We start from the raw sequence: 15,193 nt of genomic DNA, 5'->3' as shown, positions 1-15,193 counted from the left end.
CGGAATCCATCGGGCCACAGCGACGGTGGATGAACGGGTTCCAGGCTCGCGACTTCGTCGCGCCCCGGAATGACAGTGGCTGTCAGTGATTGTCCCGCGCCACGCCGAACGTGCCGGCGACGTTCTGGTAGCGCGTGGCGAGCTCCATGCAGGCGCCGGTCGATTGCTGGCCGACGGTGTTGCGATAGATCTCCTGCCACGGCGTCTGGTTCGGCGGATGCTTGAAGCCGCCATTGGCCTTCAGCTCGGCGTGGCGCTTCTTCAGCTCCTCGTCCGAGATCAGGATGTTGGCGCTGCCCTTGTTGAGATCGATCCGCACCTTGTCGCCGGTCTTGAGGATGGCAAGCCCGCCATTGGCAGCGGCTTCCGGCGAGGCGTTGAGGATGGAGGGCGAGCCCGAGGTGCCGGACTGGCGGCCATCGCCGATGCAGGGCAGGGACAGGATGCCGCGTTTGATCAGCGCCGCCGGCGGCTGCATGTTCACGACCTCGGCGCCGCCAGGGTAGCCGATCGGGCCGGTGCCGCGGATGAACAGCACGCAGCGCTCGTCGATGTCGAGCGAGGGATCGTCGATCCGCTCGTGGTAATCCTCCGGGCCCTCGAACACGATGGCACGGCCCTCGAAGGCATTCGGGTCCTTGGGGTTGCTGAGGTAGCGGTCGCGGAATTCCTTGGAGATCACGGAAGTCTTCATGATCGCGGAATCGAACAGATTGCCCTTCAGCACCAGGAAGCCGGCATCCTTCACCAGCGGCTTGTCGTAGGCCCAGATCACGTCGTTGTCCGGGACCGGCGCGTTCTTGCAGTTCTCGCCGATGCCGCGGCCGTTGACCGTGATCGCGTCCTCATGGATGCGCTTGTGCTTCATCAATTCGCGCACGACGGCGGGCACGCCGCCGGCGCGGTGGAATTCCTCGCCGAGATAGAAGCCGGCCGGCTGCATGTTGACCAGGAGCGGCACGTCATGGCCGAACTTCTGCCAGTCCTCGATCGACAGCTCGACGCCGATATGGCGGGCGAGCGCGTTGATGTGGATCGGCGCGTTGGTCGAGCCGCCGATCGCCGAATTGATGACGATGCAGTTCTCGAAGGCCTTGCGGGTCAGGATGTCCGAGGGCTTCAGGTCCTCCCAGACCATCTCGACGATGCGTTTTCCGGTCTCGTAGGCGATCTGGCCGCGCTCGCGATAGGGCGCCGGGATCGCCGCGCAGCCCGGCAGCGAGAAGCCGAGCGCTTCGGCAAGCCCGTTCATGGTCGAGGCCGTGCCCATGGTGTTGCAATGGCCGACCGAGGGCGCTGAGGAGGCCACGATTTCCATGAACTCTTCATAATTGATCTCGCCGGCCGCGAGCCGCTCGCGCGATTTCCAGACGATGGTGCCGGAGCCGGTGCGCTCGCCATTGTGCCAGCCGTTCAGCATCGGGCCGCCCGACAGCACGATCGCGGGCAGGTTGACCGTCGCCGCAGCCATCATGCAGGCCGGCGTGGTCTTGTCGCAGCCGGTGGTCAGCACCACGCCGTCGAGCGGATAGCCGTAGAGGATTTCGACCAGGCCGAGATAGGCGAGGTTACGGTCGAGCGCCGCGGTCGGGCGCTTGCCGGTTTCCTGAATGGGGTGGGTCGGGAACTCCATCGCGATGCCGCCGGCCTCGCGGATGCCTTCGCGGACGCGGTGTGCGAGCTCGAGATGATGGCGGTTGCAGGGCGACAGGTCGTTGCCGGTCTGGGCGATGCCGATGATCGGCTTGCCGGATTGCAGCTCGGCACGGGTGAGGCCGAAGTTCAAATAACGCTCCATATAGAGCGCGGTCATGCCCGGATTGTGCGGGTTGTTGAACCATTCCTGCGAGCGAAGATGGCGGCGGGTCCCGTTGCTGCCGGCGGCGTGCCCGTTGGTTGGTTTCTTTGTCATTGGTTTCTCCTGCACTGCAAACGCACTGGCGTCCTTCTCATGGTGTCGGCATGTGCGGTGCCGAGCGGCGCGCGCGATGATCTGCCTTCCCGCTGGCGGGTCGCTTCCTCACGATTCCGATACTAGTCGTGGCTACTTGGTAACGCTATCATTTTGTTCGCCGCGGCCGCGCCTGATACGGCTGGCCTGCTGTCCGAACGTCGCGCCGACGAGCTTTGCCGCTCGATCACCTTGAAGCCGAGATCGAGCACCGGCTGCTCCGGGCGCCGGCCCTCGATCGCGTTGATCAGCATGGTGGCGGCCGTCTTGCCCATCTCGTAGCGATTGGTGCGGACGCTGGTGAGGGTGGGGACGGCGGAGGCCATGAATTCGAGGTCGTTGAAGCCGACGATCGCGAGCTGCCCGGGGACTGCGATCTCCCGGCGGCGGCATTCGAACAGCACGCCGAGCGCGAGGTCGTCATTGGCGCAGAACACCGCATCCATGTCGGGCTCCCGCGCCAGCAGATCGGTGAACAGGGCGCCGCCGAGGGTCACCGAGGTCGGTGTCGCCGTCGTCACCACCAGGCGCTGGTCGAACGATCCGGCGTCCTTCATGGCCGAGATATATCCGTCCAGCCGCCGCTGCACCCTGGGATCCATCCGCGCGCCGACGAAGCCGACCTTGCGGTGACCTTGCTCGAACAGGTGCGCGATCGCCGCGCGGGCCGCATCATAGTGGGAAAAGCCGATCATCATGTCGACCGGGTCCGGTCCGATCTCCATGATCTGCACGATCGGGCAGTCCGCGGCCTGAAGCATCGCGCGGGATTCCGCGGTCTGGTCGATGCCGGTGACGATCAGCCCGGCCGGCTTCTGCGCCAGGAACAGCCGCAGCAGCTTCTCTTCCTGGAGAATGCTGTAGCGCGTGTTGGACAATTGGATCGAGTAGCGGCTGCCTTCGGAGGCGTCATAGATGCCCCGCAGCACGTCCGAGAACACGTTGTTGGTGAGCGATGGGATCAAGACACCGATGACCTCGGTGCGTTGCGAGGCCAGCGCCCGTGCGGCAAGGTTGGGCACATAGCCGAGCTCCTTGGCGGCGCTCTCGACCCGCGTCCGCTTGGCGACCGACAGGGCCTCCGGATTGCGGAAAAAGCGCGACGCGGTAATCGGGCTGACGCCGGCGAGTTCGGCCACTTCGGCCAGCCGGATCTTGCCTGACTTGGTGCGTTTTCGACCCATTTGCTGCTCTTAACACAGTCAGTCCCGCAAACAAAGGAACGTTGACAGCGCTACCAGCAACGACTAACCAAAGACAAATTGCCAAAACCGCACAAACTACCGACAATGTCGCCCGCTAAGGTCGGGCCTGGTTCGGTGAAGTCCGAAAAACAAGACGGTCGCGGCGCGAGAGGCGCCGTGGACTTTCGAGGAGGGAGCTAGATGTCGTCTGTGCAAATCCGCGACGTGCGGAAATCGTTCGGCAATTTTGAAGTCCTGCACGGCGTCACGATTCCGATCGAGGACGGTCAGTTCGTCGTCCTGGTCGGCCCCTCCGGCTGCGGCAAGTCGACGCTTCTGCGCATGCTCGCCGGTCTCGAGAACATCACCTCCGGCACGATCTCGATCGGCGATCGCGTCGTCAACAATGTCCAGCCCAAGGAGCGGGACATTGCGATGGTATTCCAGAACTACGCGCTCTATCCGCACATGACGGTCGCCGACAACATGGGCTTCTCGCTCAAGCTGCGGAATGCCAGCTCGGACGAGATCAACAAGCGCGTCAAGCGCGCCGCCGAGATCCTCGCGCTGTCGCCGCTGCTCGATCGCTATCCGCGCCAGCTCTCCGGCGGCCAGCGCCAGCGCGTCGCCATGGGTCGCGCCATCGTGCGCGATCCGCAGGTGTTCCTGTTCGACGAGCCGTTGTCGAACCTCGACGCCAAGCTGCGCGTCGCCATGCGCACCGAGATCAAGGAGCTGCATCAGCGGCTGAAGACGACGACGGTCTATGTCACCCACGACCAGATCGAGGCCATGACCATGGCCGACAAGATCGTCGTCATGCACGACGGCATCGTCGAGCAGATGGGCACCCCGCTCGAGCTCTACGACAAGCCCGACAACCAGTTCGTCGCCGGCTTCATCGGCTCGCCCGCGATGAACTTCCTGAAAGGCCATGTGCGCGTCAACGGCGTTGCGACCTTCGAAGGGCCAAACGGCGTCAAGCTGCCGCTCAAGACCGCACCGGCCGGCTCCGACGGCCGTCCGGCGGTCTACGGCGTGCGGCCGGAGCACTTCACCATCGCCGATGACGGCGCCGAGGCCGAGATCATCGTGGTCGAGCCGACCGGCTCGGAGACGCAGGTGTTCGCCAACGTCGGCGGCGAGCAGGTCGTCGCGGTCTTCCGCGAGCGTCACCAGTTCAACCCCGGCGACAAGGTGCGGCTGAAGCCCGATCCGTCGCTGGTTCACTTGTTCGACGAGGCGACGGGCAAGCGCATGAACGCCTAGCGCATCAGACGACAAGGCATAAGACGACAAAAAAGCATCACAGGGAGGACACCATGCAAGACTTTACCCGCCGGTCTCTGCTCCAAGGCGGCACGGCTTTGGCCGCAACCGGCATGCTGACGGGGCCGGCGCTGTTCGACTTCGCCAAGGCCTGGGCGCAGAGCGCGCCCTGGAAGGCCGAGCCCGGTGCCAAGCTGACGGTGATGCGCTGGAAGCGCTTTGTGCCTTCGGAGGACGATGCATTTAACGCAATGGTGGCGGCATTCAAGTCGGCGACCGGCGTCGAAATGAACGTGTTCAGCGAGTCTTTCGAGGACGTGCAGCCGAAAGCATCCGTTGCAGCCAACACGGGTTCCGGCCTCGACGTCGCCTGGGGCCTGCACACGTTGCCGCAGCTGTTCCCGACCAAAGTCCTGAAAATGAACGACGTCGCCGACTATCTCGGCAAGAAATATGGCGGCTGGACGGACGCTGCAGCAAAGACCTGCAAGCTTGGCGAAGACTGGCTGGGCATCCCTGTCGCGACCAACGGCGGCTATATGACCTACCGGAAGTCGGCGACGGACAAAGCGGGCTTCAAGGAATTCCCGAAAGATTTCCCAAGCTTCCTGGAGATGTGCAAAGCGCTCAAGGCGAACAACACGCCGGCCGGTTTTGCCCTCGGACACGCGAGCGGCGATGCCAACGGCTGGCTGCACTGGATCCTCTGGGGCCACAATGCGTGGACCGTCAATGAGAAGGATCAGGTCAGCATCAATTCGCCCGAGACCGCAAAGGCGCTAGAGTATTGCAAAGCGCTTTACGAGACTTTCATCCCAGGCACGCCTTCCTGGAACGACTCATCCAATAACAAGGCGTACCTGGCCGGTGAGCTCTATTGCACCCTCAACGGCATTTCGATTTATGTTGCCGCCAAGACCGATCCCACCAAGAAGGAACTGGCGGAAGATACCTATCACGCTCTGCACCCGGTCGGACCGATCGGCAAGCCGACCGAGCTGCAGCTTACGCTGCCGATCCTCGCCTTCAACTTCACCAAATATCCGAACGCGGCGAAGGCCTTCGTCGCCTTCATGCTGGAGAAGGAGAACTACGAGAAGTGGCTGGATGGCGCGCAAGGCTATCTGCAGCAGACCTTGAACGCCTATGAATCGGCGGCGGTCTGGACGGCCGATCCCAAGAATGCCGTGTTCTCGCAGGCCTCCAAGCGCACGCTGCCGGCGTCCGGCATCGGCACGGTCGGCGAGAAGGCGGCAACTGCGATCGCCGACTTCATCGTCGTCGACATGTTCGCCAATTACTGCACCGGCGCCAAGGATGCCAAGGGCGCGATGGCGGAAGCCGAGCGCCAGCTGAAGCGCATCTACCGCTGACGGTCACGGGGCGGGCGGCTCTTGGGCCGCCCGCTTCTCAACATTTCGATCAGGGATATCGGGCATGGCTGATGTCGCAATTCCCCGGGCCAAGCCTCAGATGAGCGAGGCTGGCGCCTGGGCCCAGCTCAAACACAATCGCAACTGGCTCGGCTTCTGGTTCATGCTGCCGGCCATGGTGTTCCTGATCTTCTTCCTGGCCTATCCGCTTGGGCTCGGCATCTGGCTGTCCTTCACGGACACGCGCATCGGCAGGGTCGGGCACTTCATCGCCACCGAGAACTACGAGTGGCTGTGGGACGATTCCATCTTCTGGCTGTCGGTGTTCAACACGCTGCTCTACACCTTCGTCGCGAGCGCCTTCAAATTCGGCATCGGGCTCTACCTCGCGCTGCTGCTCAACGAGCACATGCCGTTCAAGGCGATGCTGCGCGCGATGGTCCTGATCCCCTTCATCGTGCCGACGGTGCTGTCGGCGCTGGCTTTCTGGTGGATCTTCGATTCGCAGTTTTCGATCATCTCCTGGTCGCTGAAGCATCTCGGTCTGATCAGCCAGAACATCAATTTCCTCGGCGACACCACCTGGGCGCGCATCTGCGTGATCTTCGCCAATATCTGGCGCGGCGTGCCGTTCGTCGCGATCACGTTGCTTGCGGGGCTACAGACTGTGTCCCCGTCGCTTTATGAAGCTGCAATCCTCGATGGCGCCTCCAGCTGGCAGCGCTTCCGCTACATCACCTATCCGCTGCTGACGCCGATCATCGCTGTCGTGATGACCTTCTCGGTGCTGTTCACCTTCACCGACTTCCAGCTGATCTGGGCAATGACGCGTGGTGGCCCGGTCAATGCCACGCACCTGATGGCGACCTTGTCCTACCAGCGCGCGATCATCGCCGGGCAGCTCGGCGAGGGCGCCGCGATTTCCAGCGCGATGATTCCATTCCTGCTTGCCGCGATCATGGTCTCCTGGTTCGGCCTGCAGCGGCGCAAGTGGCAACAGGGAGAAAACAATGACTGATCTCCCCACCTCGCGGATCGATCTCAAGGCCGTGCTGCATAGCTCGGCACCGACAGTCGCGAAAGATGATCACAGCGAGGGCATGAGCTATCTGCAGTCGGTGCCGCGCCGGATCGTGACGCTGTACCTGCCGCTCACGATCATCGTCGTGGTCCTGCTGTTCCCGTTCTACTGGATGGCGCTGACCTCGGTGAAGCCGGACGAGCAGCTGCTCGACCTCGACAAGTACAATCCGTTCTGGACCTGGAATCCGACGTTCAAGCACTTCTACAAGCTGCTGTTCGAGAGCTACTATCCCTACTGGCTCTGGAACACGATGTATGTGGCGATCTGCGCCACGGTGCTCTCGATCGTCGCCTCGGTGTTCGCCGCCTACGCCATCGTGCGGTTGCGTTACAAAGGCGCCAATCTCGTCGGCGGCCTGATCTTCCTCGCCTATCTGGTGCCGCCGTCGATCCTGTTCATTCCGCTCGCCACGGTCGTATATCAGTACGGCCTGTTCGATTCGCCGCTGGCGCTGATCCTGACCTATCCGACCATCCTGATCCCGTTCTCGACCTGGCTGTTGATGGGCTATTTCAAGACCATCCCCTTCGAGCTCGAGGAGTGCGCGCTGATTGACGGGGCGAGCCGCTGGCAGATCCTGGTCAAGATCGTCGTGCCGCTGGCCATTCCCGGCCTGATCTCGGCCTTCATCTTCTGCTTCACGCTGTGCTGGAACGAGTTCATCTACGCCCTGACGTTCCTGCAATCGACCAGCAACAAGACGGTGCCGGTCGCGATCGTCAACGAGTTCGTGGACGGCGACATCTACCGCTGGGGCTCGCTGATGGCGGGAGCGCTGGCCGGCTCGCTGCCGCTCGTGATCCTTTACGCCTTCTTCGTGGAGCATTATGTGTCGGCCATGACCGGCGCCGTGAAGGAATGATCGCGGGGCTTGCCGGGGGCGCGCCGATGCGTTTCAGGAGCGGCGCGCTCCGGCCAATAAGAAGGAGTTGAGCTCTTGCACATTCTGGTTCTCGGCGCCGCCGGCATGGTCGGCCGCAAACTCTGTGAACGGCTGCTGCGCGACGGCCGGCTCGGCAAGAGCGACATCACGAAATTGACCATGCACGACGTGGTCGAGCCCAAGAAGCCGGAGACAGCCGGCTTCCCGGTCGAGACCGTATCGGGCGATTTCGCCGTCCCGGGCGCCGCCGAGAAGCTGATCGCAGGCCGCCCCGACGTGATCTTTCATCTCGCCGCGATCGTCTCCGGCGAGGCCGAGCTCGATTTCGACAAGGGCTACCGCATCAATCTCGACGGCACGCGGATGCTGCTCGATGCGATCCGCCTTGCCGGCGGCGGCTACAAGCCGCGCGTGGTGTTCACGTCCTCGATCGCGGTGTTCGGCGCGCCGTTTCCCGATGCGATCGGCGACGAGTTCTTCCATACCCCGCTGCTCAGCTACGGCACCCAGAAGGCCATCGGCGAACTGCTGCTCGCCGACTATTCCCGCCGCGGCTTCCTCGACGGCATCGGCATTCGCCTGCCGACCATCTGTATCCGGCCGGGCCTGCCTAACAAGGCGGCCTCGGGCTTCTTCTCCAACATCCTGCGCGAGCCGCTGGCCGGCAAGGAAGCGATCCTCCCGGTCTCCGAGGACGTCCGCCACTGGCACGCGACGCCGCGCTCGGCCGTCGGCTTCCTGCTCCACGCCGGCACCATGGATCTCGCCACCGTCGGCCCGCGCCGCAATCTGACCATGCCCGGCCTGTCGGCCACGGTCGGCGAGCAGATCGCCGCCTTGAAGCGGGTTGCGGGCGAGAAGGTCGCCGCGCGCATCAAGCGCGAGCCCGATCCCTTCATCGTCGGCATCGTCGGCGGCTGGCCGCGCAACTTCGACGCCAGGCGTGCGCGCGAACTCGGCTTCACCACCGCCGAGAAGAATTTCGACGATATCATCCGCATTCACATCGAAGACGAACTCGGCGGCAATTTCGTCGCCTGACCTCCGACTAAGCGGGCCCTGATGATGGCGAGCGTTGCTTGCATCGGTGAATGCATGGTCGAGCTCCGGCAGGCCCAAGGCGGCGCGTCTGCCGGGCAGGGCGGCGGTCTCTACTCACGCGGCTTCGGCGGCGACACCCTCAACACGGCCGTGTATCTGGCGCGGCTGGACGTCAAGGTCGATTATCTCACCGCGCTCGGCGATGATGCCCTGAGCGATGAGATGGTCGCGGCCTGGAATGCGGAAGGCGTCGGCACGCGGCGCGTCGTGCGGCTCGCGGGCAAGCTGCCCGGCCTCTACATGATCCAGACGGATGGCAAGGGCGAACGCCAGTTCTTCCACTGGCGCGACAGTGCGGCCGCGCGCCAGCTGATGAGCCTGCCGGAAACCGACGAGCTGCTCAACTCGCTGATGAGCTACGACGTGGTCTACCTCTCCGCGATCACGCTCTCGATCTACGACGCGGCAGGGCGCGAGCGCCTGTTCGGCGCGATCAAGCGCGCACGCCTGCTCGGCACCCGCTTCGTGTTCGACACCAATTTCCGCGCCCGGGGATGGCCGGACCGCGATATCGCGCGGGAGGTGTTTGCGACCGCCTTCGCGGCTGCCGACATCGTGCTGACCTCGACCGAGGACCTGCTTGCGCTCCATCCGGGCGAAAGTCACGACCAGCTGATGGCGCGCATCCCAACGCCGGAGCTGGTGTTCCGTCTGCCCGAGCCGGTGAGCCTGTTGCGCTATCCCGGCGGCGCCAGCGAGGTTCGCGCCGAGCCCATGACCCAACCCGTGGTCGATACCACCGCCGCCGGCGACAGCTTTGCCGCCGCCTATATCGCGGCCCGGCTCGCCGGCGCCGGGCCGGTTGAGGCGGCCCAGGCCGGACATCGCCTCGCCAGCCTCGTGATCTGCTATCCCGGCGCCATCATTCCAGGCTATGCCATGCCGCCGAAGAAGCGGCACCGGCCGGCGGCCCCCCGCCAGGCCAGCAAGTAAACAGCGACCAACGTGAATCGAGACCTATGACCACGGCTGCTCAACAGAACCACCTCGTCGCGCTGTTCAAGGCCGCGACCGTCATTCCCGTTCTCACCATCGAGCGCATCCAGGATGCGGTGCCGCTGGCGCGCGCGCTGGTTGCCGGCGGCGTCCGCACGCTGGAGGTGACCCTGCGCACCCCGGTTGCGATCGAAGCGGCGCGCGCGATGATGACCGAGGTCCCGGAGGCGGTCGTCGGCATCGGCACCATTCTCAATCCGGCCGACTTCAGCCGGGTCGAGAAGCTCGGGGTCGCATTCGGCATCAGTCCGGGCCTGACCCCCGATCTGCTCAAGGCCGCGACCGACAGCTCCTTGCCGTTCGCGCCGGGGATTGCCACGGCTTCGGAGCTGATGATGGCGCTGTCCTGCGGGTTCGATGTCGCAAAGTTCTTCCCGGCGGAGCAGGCGGGCGGCATCAAGGGCCTGCGCGCCCTCGGCGGGCCGTTCCCGAACGTGCGGTTCTGCCCTACCGGCGGGGTGGGCGAGGCCAATGCCGCGACCTGGCTGGCCGAACCCAATGTCGTTGCGGTTGGCGGGTCCTGGCTGTGCCCGACGGCGGAGATCCGGGCCGGGAACTGGGCCGGCATAACTGCCATCTGCGAGCGGACCCTCAAGGCGCTGAAAGCCGCGTGAAGTCTTGCCATCCCTGGGCTAAGACTTAGCTCAGGACAAGACCTGCAGGGAGAGACGACCATGACCGCCAGCATCGTCGGATGGGCGCATACGCCGTTCGGCAAGTTCGACACCGAAACCGTCGAAAGCCTCGTCACCCGCGTCGCCAACGAGGCGCTGGCGGACGCCGGCATTTCCGCCTCCGACGTCGACGAGATCGTGCTCGGCCACTTCAACGCCGGCTTCTCGCCCCAGGATTTCACCGCCTCGCTGGTGCTGCAGGCCGACCCCAGGCTGCGCTTCAAGCCGGCGACCCGCGTCGAGAACGCCTGCGCCACGGGCTCTGCCGCCGTGCATCAGGGCCTGCGCGCGATTGCCGCAGGGGCCGCCAAGATCGTCCTGATCGTCGGCGTCGAGCAGATGACGCGCACGCCGAGCGCCGAGATCGGCAAGAACCTGCTCAAGGCCTCCTACCTGCCCGAGGACGGCGACACGGTCGGCGGTTTCGCCGGCGTGTTCGGCAAGATCGCCAGCTCCTATTTCCAGAAATACGGCGACCAGTCCGATGCGCTGGCGCTGATCGCGGCCAAGAACCACAAGAACGGCGTCGCCAATCCCTTCGCCCAGATGCGCAAGGACTTTGGCTTCGACTTCTGCCGCGCCGAGAGCGAGAAGAACCCTTACGTCGCCGGTCCCCTGAAGCGCACCGACTGCTCGCTGGTCTCCGACGGCGCCGCCGCCCTTGTCTTGGCTGATGCCGAGACCGCCAAGGCCATGACCAAGTCGATCGGCTTCCGCGCCACTGCGCACGCCCAGGACTTCCTGCCGATGAGTAAGCGCGACATCCTGCAGTTCGAAGGCTGCACGGTCGCCTGGCAGCGGGCGCTGGAGCAGGCCGGCGTCACCCTGTCCGATCTCTCCTTTGTCGAGACCCATGACTGCTTCACCGTCGCCGAGCTGATCGAATACGAAGCCATGGGCCTGACGCCGAAGGGGCAGGGCGCCCGCGCGATTCTGGAAGGCTGGACGCTGAAGGACGGCAAGCTGCCGGTCAATCCGTCCGGCGGCCTCAAGGCCAAGGGCCATCCGATCGGCGCCACCGGCGTCTCCATGCATGTGATGACCGCGATGCAGCTCGCAGGCCAGGCGCCCGAGGGCATGCAGCTCAAGAACGCCAAGCTCGGCGGCATCTTCAACATGGGCGGTGCGGCCGTCGCCAATTATGTTTCGGTGCTCGAGCCACTCAAGTAAGCTCTCGTGGGTGGGCAAAGGCGCGAAAGCGCCGTGCCCACCATCTTTCTTTGCGCCAGATCATGGTGGGCACGCTTCGCTTTGCCCACCCTACGGCTCCTGATTGATTTGCGGAAAGTATCATGAGCAACGAATACGAAAATTCACTCTCCCTCGACGCACTCAACGATCGCATCGCGATCCTCGAGGACAACATCCGCCAGCTCATCGAGCAGGCCGCTGCCGCCTCCGGCGAGCAGAACGAGTCGCGGATTGCTGACCGGATCAACCAGCAGAATGACGAGCTCGAGCGGCTCTTGAAGATCCGGGAATCCCGCCAGAAGAAATAGCGGCCGATATTCGCCGCGCCGCGCATGCGGCCATACGCCGGCCACCCTTGCGCGCGCGGCGCCTCTGTCTTTAGCTGGACCGAAATCGCGGGGCCGCGCCTGTAGCGTTTTCGAGCGAAGTGGATACCGGTTCGCGTAAAGAAAACGCGTCAAAACGAGATTCTATAGCCCGCGCAATCGGGAGCGAACGATGGGGCCGCTGAAGGGCATCAAGGTCATCGACATGACCACCGTGCTGATGGGGCCTTATGCGACCCAGATGCTCGGCGATTACGGTGCCGACGTCATCAAGGTGGAGTCGCTGGATGGTGACGTTACCCGCCTGATCGGCCCGATGCGACACGCCGGCATGGGTCCGGTGTTCCTCAACACCAACCGCAGCAAGCGCTCGATCTGCCTCGATCTGAAGAAGCCGGCGGGGCGCGAAGCCGTGCTGCGGCTTTTGAAGGACGCCGACGTCCTGGTCTACAACGTCCGCCCGCAGGCGATGGCGCGGCTTCAGCTCGGCTACGACGTCGTCTCAGCCATCAACCCGCGCCTGGTCTATGCCGGCGTGTTCGGCTTTGGCCAGGACGGCCCCTATGCCGCAAAACCCGCTTACGACGACCTGATCCAGGGCGCCACGGCCCTGCCGGCGTTGATGGCGCAGACCGGCGACGGCGTGCCGCGCTACGTGCCGAACGCGCTGGTCGACCGCATCGTCGGTCTCACCGCAGTTGGGGCGATCTGCGCGAGCCTCGTGCACCGCGACCGCACCGGCCGCGGCCAACGTCTCGACATCCCGATGTTCGAGACCATGGCCGGCTTCGTCATGGGCGATCACATGGGCGGGCTCACCTATGAGCCGCCGCTCGACAAGGGCGGCTATGCCCGCCATCTCTCGCGCGACCGCAGGCCCTACAAGACATCCGACGGCTACCTCAGCGTCATCGTCTACAACGACAAGCAGTGGGAGAATTTTTTCAAGGCCACGGGACGCGACGACCTGCGCACCGATCCCAAATTCGCGACCTTCGCCGGCCGTGCCGCCAATATCGACGTTGTCTATGCCGAGCTCGCCCGCATCTTCGAGACGCGTACCACGGCCGAATGGATCGACCTGCTGACGAAAGCCGACGTGCCGGTGATGCCGATGCACGATCTCGCCTCGATCCTGCACGATCCGCATCTGGAGGCGACCGGCTTTTTCCCGGTGGTGATGCATCCGACCGAAGGTCCGATCCGCAGCATGAAGGTGACGGCGACCTGGTCCGAGACCGAAGCCGAACCCGTGCGCCTCGCGCCGCGGCTCAACGAGCATGGTGCGGAGATCCTTCGTGAAGCCGGTTATTCCGCCGAAGAGATCGCGGCCATGGTGCGCGATGGCGTCACGCGTGACGCGCCGGAGTAGGGAGGGGGAATGGCGACGACCGCAGCTCTCTCATCCGTCATTCCGGGGCGCGCCTACTTGGGCGCGAACCCGGAATCCATCTATCCTCCGCACATGCCGCTCGATGGATTCCGGGCTCGGCCCTTCGGGCCGCCCCGGAATGACGGTGGAGAAAGGGCACCATGAGCTTCATCACCGGCGTCGGCCTCACATCTTTCGGCAGGCACGAGGGCTCGTCCTCGCTGGACCTGATGAGCCAGGCCGCGCAAGCCGCGCTCGACGATGCCGGCCTCGAGCGCACCGACATCGACGGCGTCCTCTGCGGCTACTCCACCGTCTCGCCCCACATCATGCTCGCCACCGTCTTCGCCGAGCATTTCGGCATCCGCCCGTCTTACGCCCATGCTGTCCAGGTCGGCGGCGCCACGGGTCTTGCGATGACGATGCTGGCGCATCATCTCGTCGCGTCAGGCGTCTGTCGCAACGTTCTGGTCGTCGCCGGCGAGAACCGGCTCACAGGGCAGAGCCGCGATGCCTCGATCCAGGCGCTGGCGCAGGTCGGCCAGCCCGACTACGAGGTGCCGCTCGGGCCGACCATTCCCGCTTATTACGGCCTCGTCGCCAGCAGATACATGCACGAATATGGCGTGACCGAAGAGGACCTCGCCGAGTTCGCGGTGCTGATGCGTGCCCACGCCTGCACCCATCCCGGTGCGCAATTCCACGATCCCATTGCGGTCGCTGACGTCATGGCCTCCAAGCCGGTGGCGATGCCGCTCAAGCTGCTCGATTGCTGCCCGGTCTCCGACGGCGGCGCGGCGTTCGTCGTCAGCCGCGAGCGGACCGGGGAAGCGGGCGTGCGCATCCGCGGCTGCGCCCAGGCCCACACCCATCAGCATGTCACGGCCGCGCCCGCCCTCAGCGAGCTCGGCGCCGAGATCTCCATCGCCCGCGCGAAGCACGCCACGGGTCTTGCGATCTCCGACGTGCGCTATGCCGCGATCTACGACAGCTTCACGATCACGCTCGCGATGCTGCTGGAAGATCTCGGGCTTGCCGGCCGCGGCGAGGCGGCCGCGCGTGTGCGCGCCGGCCATTTCAGCCGCGACGGCGCGATGCCGCTGAACACCCATGGCGGCCTGCTCAGCTACGGCCATTGCGGCGTCGGGGGCGCCATGGCGCATCTCGTCGAGGCGCAGTTGCAGATGACGGGACGCGCTGCGACCCGCCAGGTCCGCGACGCCTCGATTGCGCTGCTGCATGGCGACGGCGGCGTGCTGTCGTCTCACGTCAGCATGTTCCTGGAGCGGGTCAGATGAGCGAGCGACCGGCGGACTGGACCCGGGGTGAAAAGGCCATCACTTACCAGACCTGTGCCGCCTGCGGCCATGTGCAGTATTTTCACCGCGCCTTCTGCTCGGCCTGCGGTGCATCTGGCCCGCGCGAGCAGCGCGCCAGCGGCAAGGGCCGGGTGTACGCGACCTCGTTGGTCTGCCGCGCCGCAACGCCCGAGACGCGCGCGCACGTGCCCTATAACATCCTGCTGGTCGATTGCGCCGAGGGTTTTCGCATGATGGCCCATGGCGAGAATGACCTCGCCATCGGTGATTCGGTGGTCGCGAGCTTCAAGCCGTTCGCCGGCAAGCTCGTGCCGTTCTTCGCCAAACTGAAGTAGAGTGGATCCGTCATTCGGGGGCGGTCATGTGACCGAGCCTGGAACGGGTATTCTGGGCTTGGCTTGCTAGGGCCGCGCCTTGCGCGGTCCCGGGAGAGCCACCCCGGAATGACGAAAACGCTGAAACTCGAACTA

The 15,193-nt window shown here is 64.7% G+C and carries 14 protein-coding genes; 12 read left to right on the top strand and 2 right to left on the bottom strand.

The genetic code is table 11. The features are described 5' to 3' along the window. Window positions 1-82: 82 nt before the first annotated feature. Both HZZ13_RS04070 and gntR read right to left on the bottom strand, forming a co-directional pair. A complete protein-coding gene (locus tag HZZ13_RS04070) occupies window positions 83-1,912 on the bottom strand; it encodes an IlvD/Edd family dehydratase (RefSeq protein WP_197958363.1) in 1,830 nt (609 codons plus the stop codon). Window positions 1,913-2,034: 122 nt separating this feature from the next. Then, complete coding sequence (gene gntR, locus HZZ13_RS04065; RefSeq protein ID WP_197958362.1) at window positions 2,035-3,135, bottom strand: HTH-type transcriptional regulator GntR; 1,101 nt, start codon at window positions 3,133-3,135, stop codon at window positions 2,035-2,037. Window positions 3,136-3,336: 201 nt separating this feature from the next. On the opposite strand from gntR, the gene HZZ13_RS04060 reads away from it, so the two are divergent. From HZZ13_RS04060 to HZZ13_RS04005, 12 genes are all read left to right on the top strand, one after another. Beyond that, the gene (locus tag HZZ13_RS04060) at window positions 3,337-4,404 is read left to right on the top strand and encodes an ABC transporter ATP-binding protein (RefSeq protein WP_197958361.1); all 1,068 of its coding nucleotides are present in this window, start codon (window positions 3,337-3,339) and stop codon (window positions 4,402-4,404) included. A gap of 53 nt (window positions 4,405-4,457) precedes the next feature. Continuing rightward, window positions 4,458-5,777 carry an ABC transporter substrate-binding protein gene (locus tag HZZ13_RS04055; protein ID WP_197958360.1) on the top strand — a complete coding sequence of 440 codons (1,320 nt, stop codon included), beginning with the start codon at window positions 4,458-4,460 and terminating at the stop codon, window positions 5,775-5,777. Between the two features lie 100 nt (window positions 5,778-5,877). Further along, entirely contained in the window at window positions 5,878-6,795 is a 918-nt protein-coding gene (locus tag HZZ13_RS04050; protein ID WP_197958514.1) for a carbohydrate ABC transporter permease, read from the top strand. After that, on the top strand, window positions 6,788-7,723 hold the full coding sequence (locus HZZ13_RS04045) for a carbohydrate ABC transporter permease (protein WP_197958359.1): 936 nt from the start codon (window positions 6,788-6,790) through the stop codon (window positions 7,721-7,723). Before HZZ13_RS04050 ends, HZZ13_RS04045 begins: the two co-directional genes overlap by 8 nt. Window positions 7,724-7,798: 75 nt before the next feature. Continuing rightward, window positions 7,799-8,785 carry a D-erythronate dehydrogenase gene (gene denD / locus HZZ13_RS04040; RefSeq protein ID WP_197958358.1) on the top strand — a complete coding sequence of 329 codons (987 nt, stop codon included), beginning with the start codon at window positions 7,799-7,801 and terminating at the stop codon, window positions 8,783-8,785. A gap of 24 nt (window positions 8,786-8,809) precedes the next feature. Continuing rightward, on the top strand, window positions 8,810-9,778 hold the full coding sequence (locus tag HZZ13_RS04035) for a sugar kinase (RefSeq protein ID WP_197958513.1): 969 nt from the start codon (window positions 8,810-8,812) through the stop codon (window positions 9,776-9,778). A 26-nt stretch (window positions 9,779-9,804) separates the two neighbouring features. Beyond that, window positions 9,805-10,455: a bifunctional 4-hydroxy-2-oxoglutarate aldolase/2-dehydro-3-deoxy-phosphogluconate aldolase gene (gene eda / locus HZZ13_RS04030; protein ID WP_197958357.1), complete on the top strand. Its 651-nt coding sequence runs from the start codon at window positions 9,805-9,807 to the stop codon at window positions 10,453-10,455. Between the two features lie 60 nt (window positions 10,456-10,515). After that, the gene (locus HZZ13_RS04025; protein WP_197958356.1) at window positions 10,516-11,685 is read left to right on the top strand and encodes an acetyl-CoA acetyltransferase; all 1,170 of its coding nucleotides are present in this window, start codon (window positions 10,516-10,518) and stop codon (window positions 11,683-11,685) included. 122 nt (window positions 11,686-11,807) lie between these two features. Next, entirely contained in the window at window positions 11,808-12,014 is a 207-nt protein-coding gene (locus HZZ13_RS04020; protein WP_197958355.1) for a hypothetical protein, read from the top strand. A gap of 190 nt (window positions 12,015-12,204) precedes the next feature. Next, window positions 12,205-13,404 (top strand): CaiB/BaiF CoA transferase family protein, encoded by a 1,200-nt coding sequence (locus HZZ13_RS04015; RefSeq protein WP_197958354.1) that lies wholly within the window; start codon window positions 12,205-12,207, stop codon window positions 13,402-13,404. 161 nt (window positions 13,405-13,565) lie between these two features. Then, window positions 13,566-14,702 carry a thiolase family protein gene (locus HZZ13_RS04010; RefSeq protein WP_197958353.1) on the top strand — a complete coding sequence of 379 codons (1,137 nt, stop codon included), beginning with the start codon at window positions 13,566-13,568 and terminating at the stop codon, window positions 14,700-14,702. Continuing rightward, window positions 14,699-15,058 carry a Zn-ribbon domain-containing OB-fold protein gene (locus HZZ13_RS04005; protein ID WP_197958352.1) on the top strand — a complete coding sequence of 120 codons (360 nt, stop codon included), beginning with the start codon at window positions 14,699-14,701 and terminating at the stop codon, window positions 15,056-15,058. Before HZZ13_RS04010 ends, HZZ13_RS04005 begins: the two co-directional genes overlap by 4 nt. Window positions 15,059-15,193: the final 135 nt, after the last annotated feature.

It is taken from the genome of Bradyrhizobium agreste (assembly GCF_016031625.1).
GTDB lineage: Bacteria > Pseudomonadota > Alphaproteobacteria > Rhizobiales > Xanthobacteraceae > Bradyrhizobium > Bradyrhizobium agreste.
This window is presented reverse-complemented; position numbering and strand designations above follow the sequence as displayed.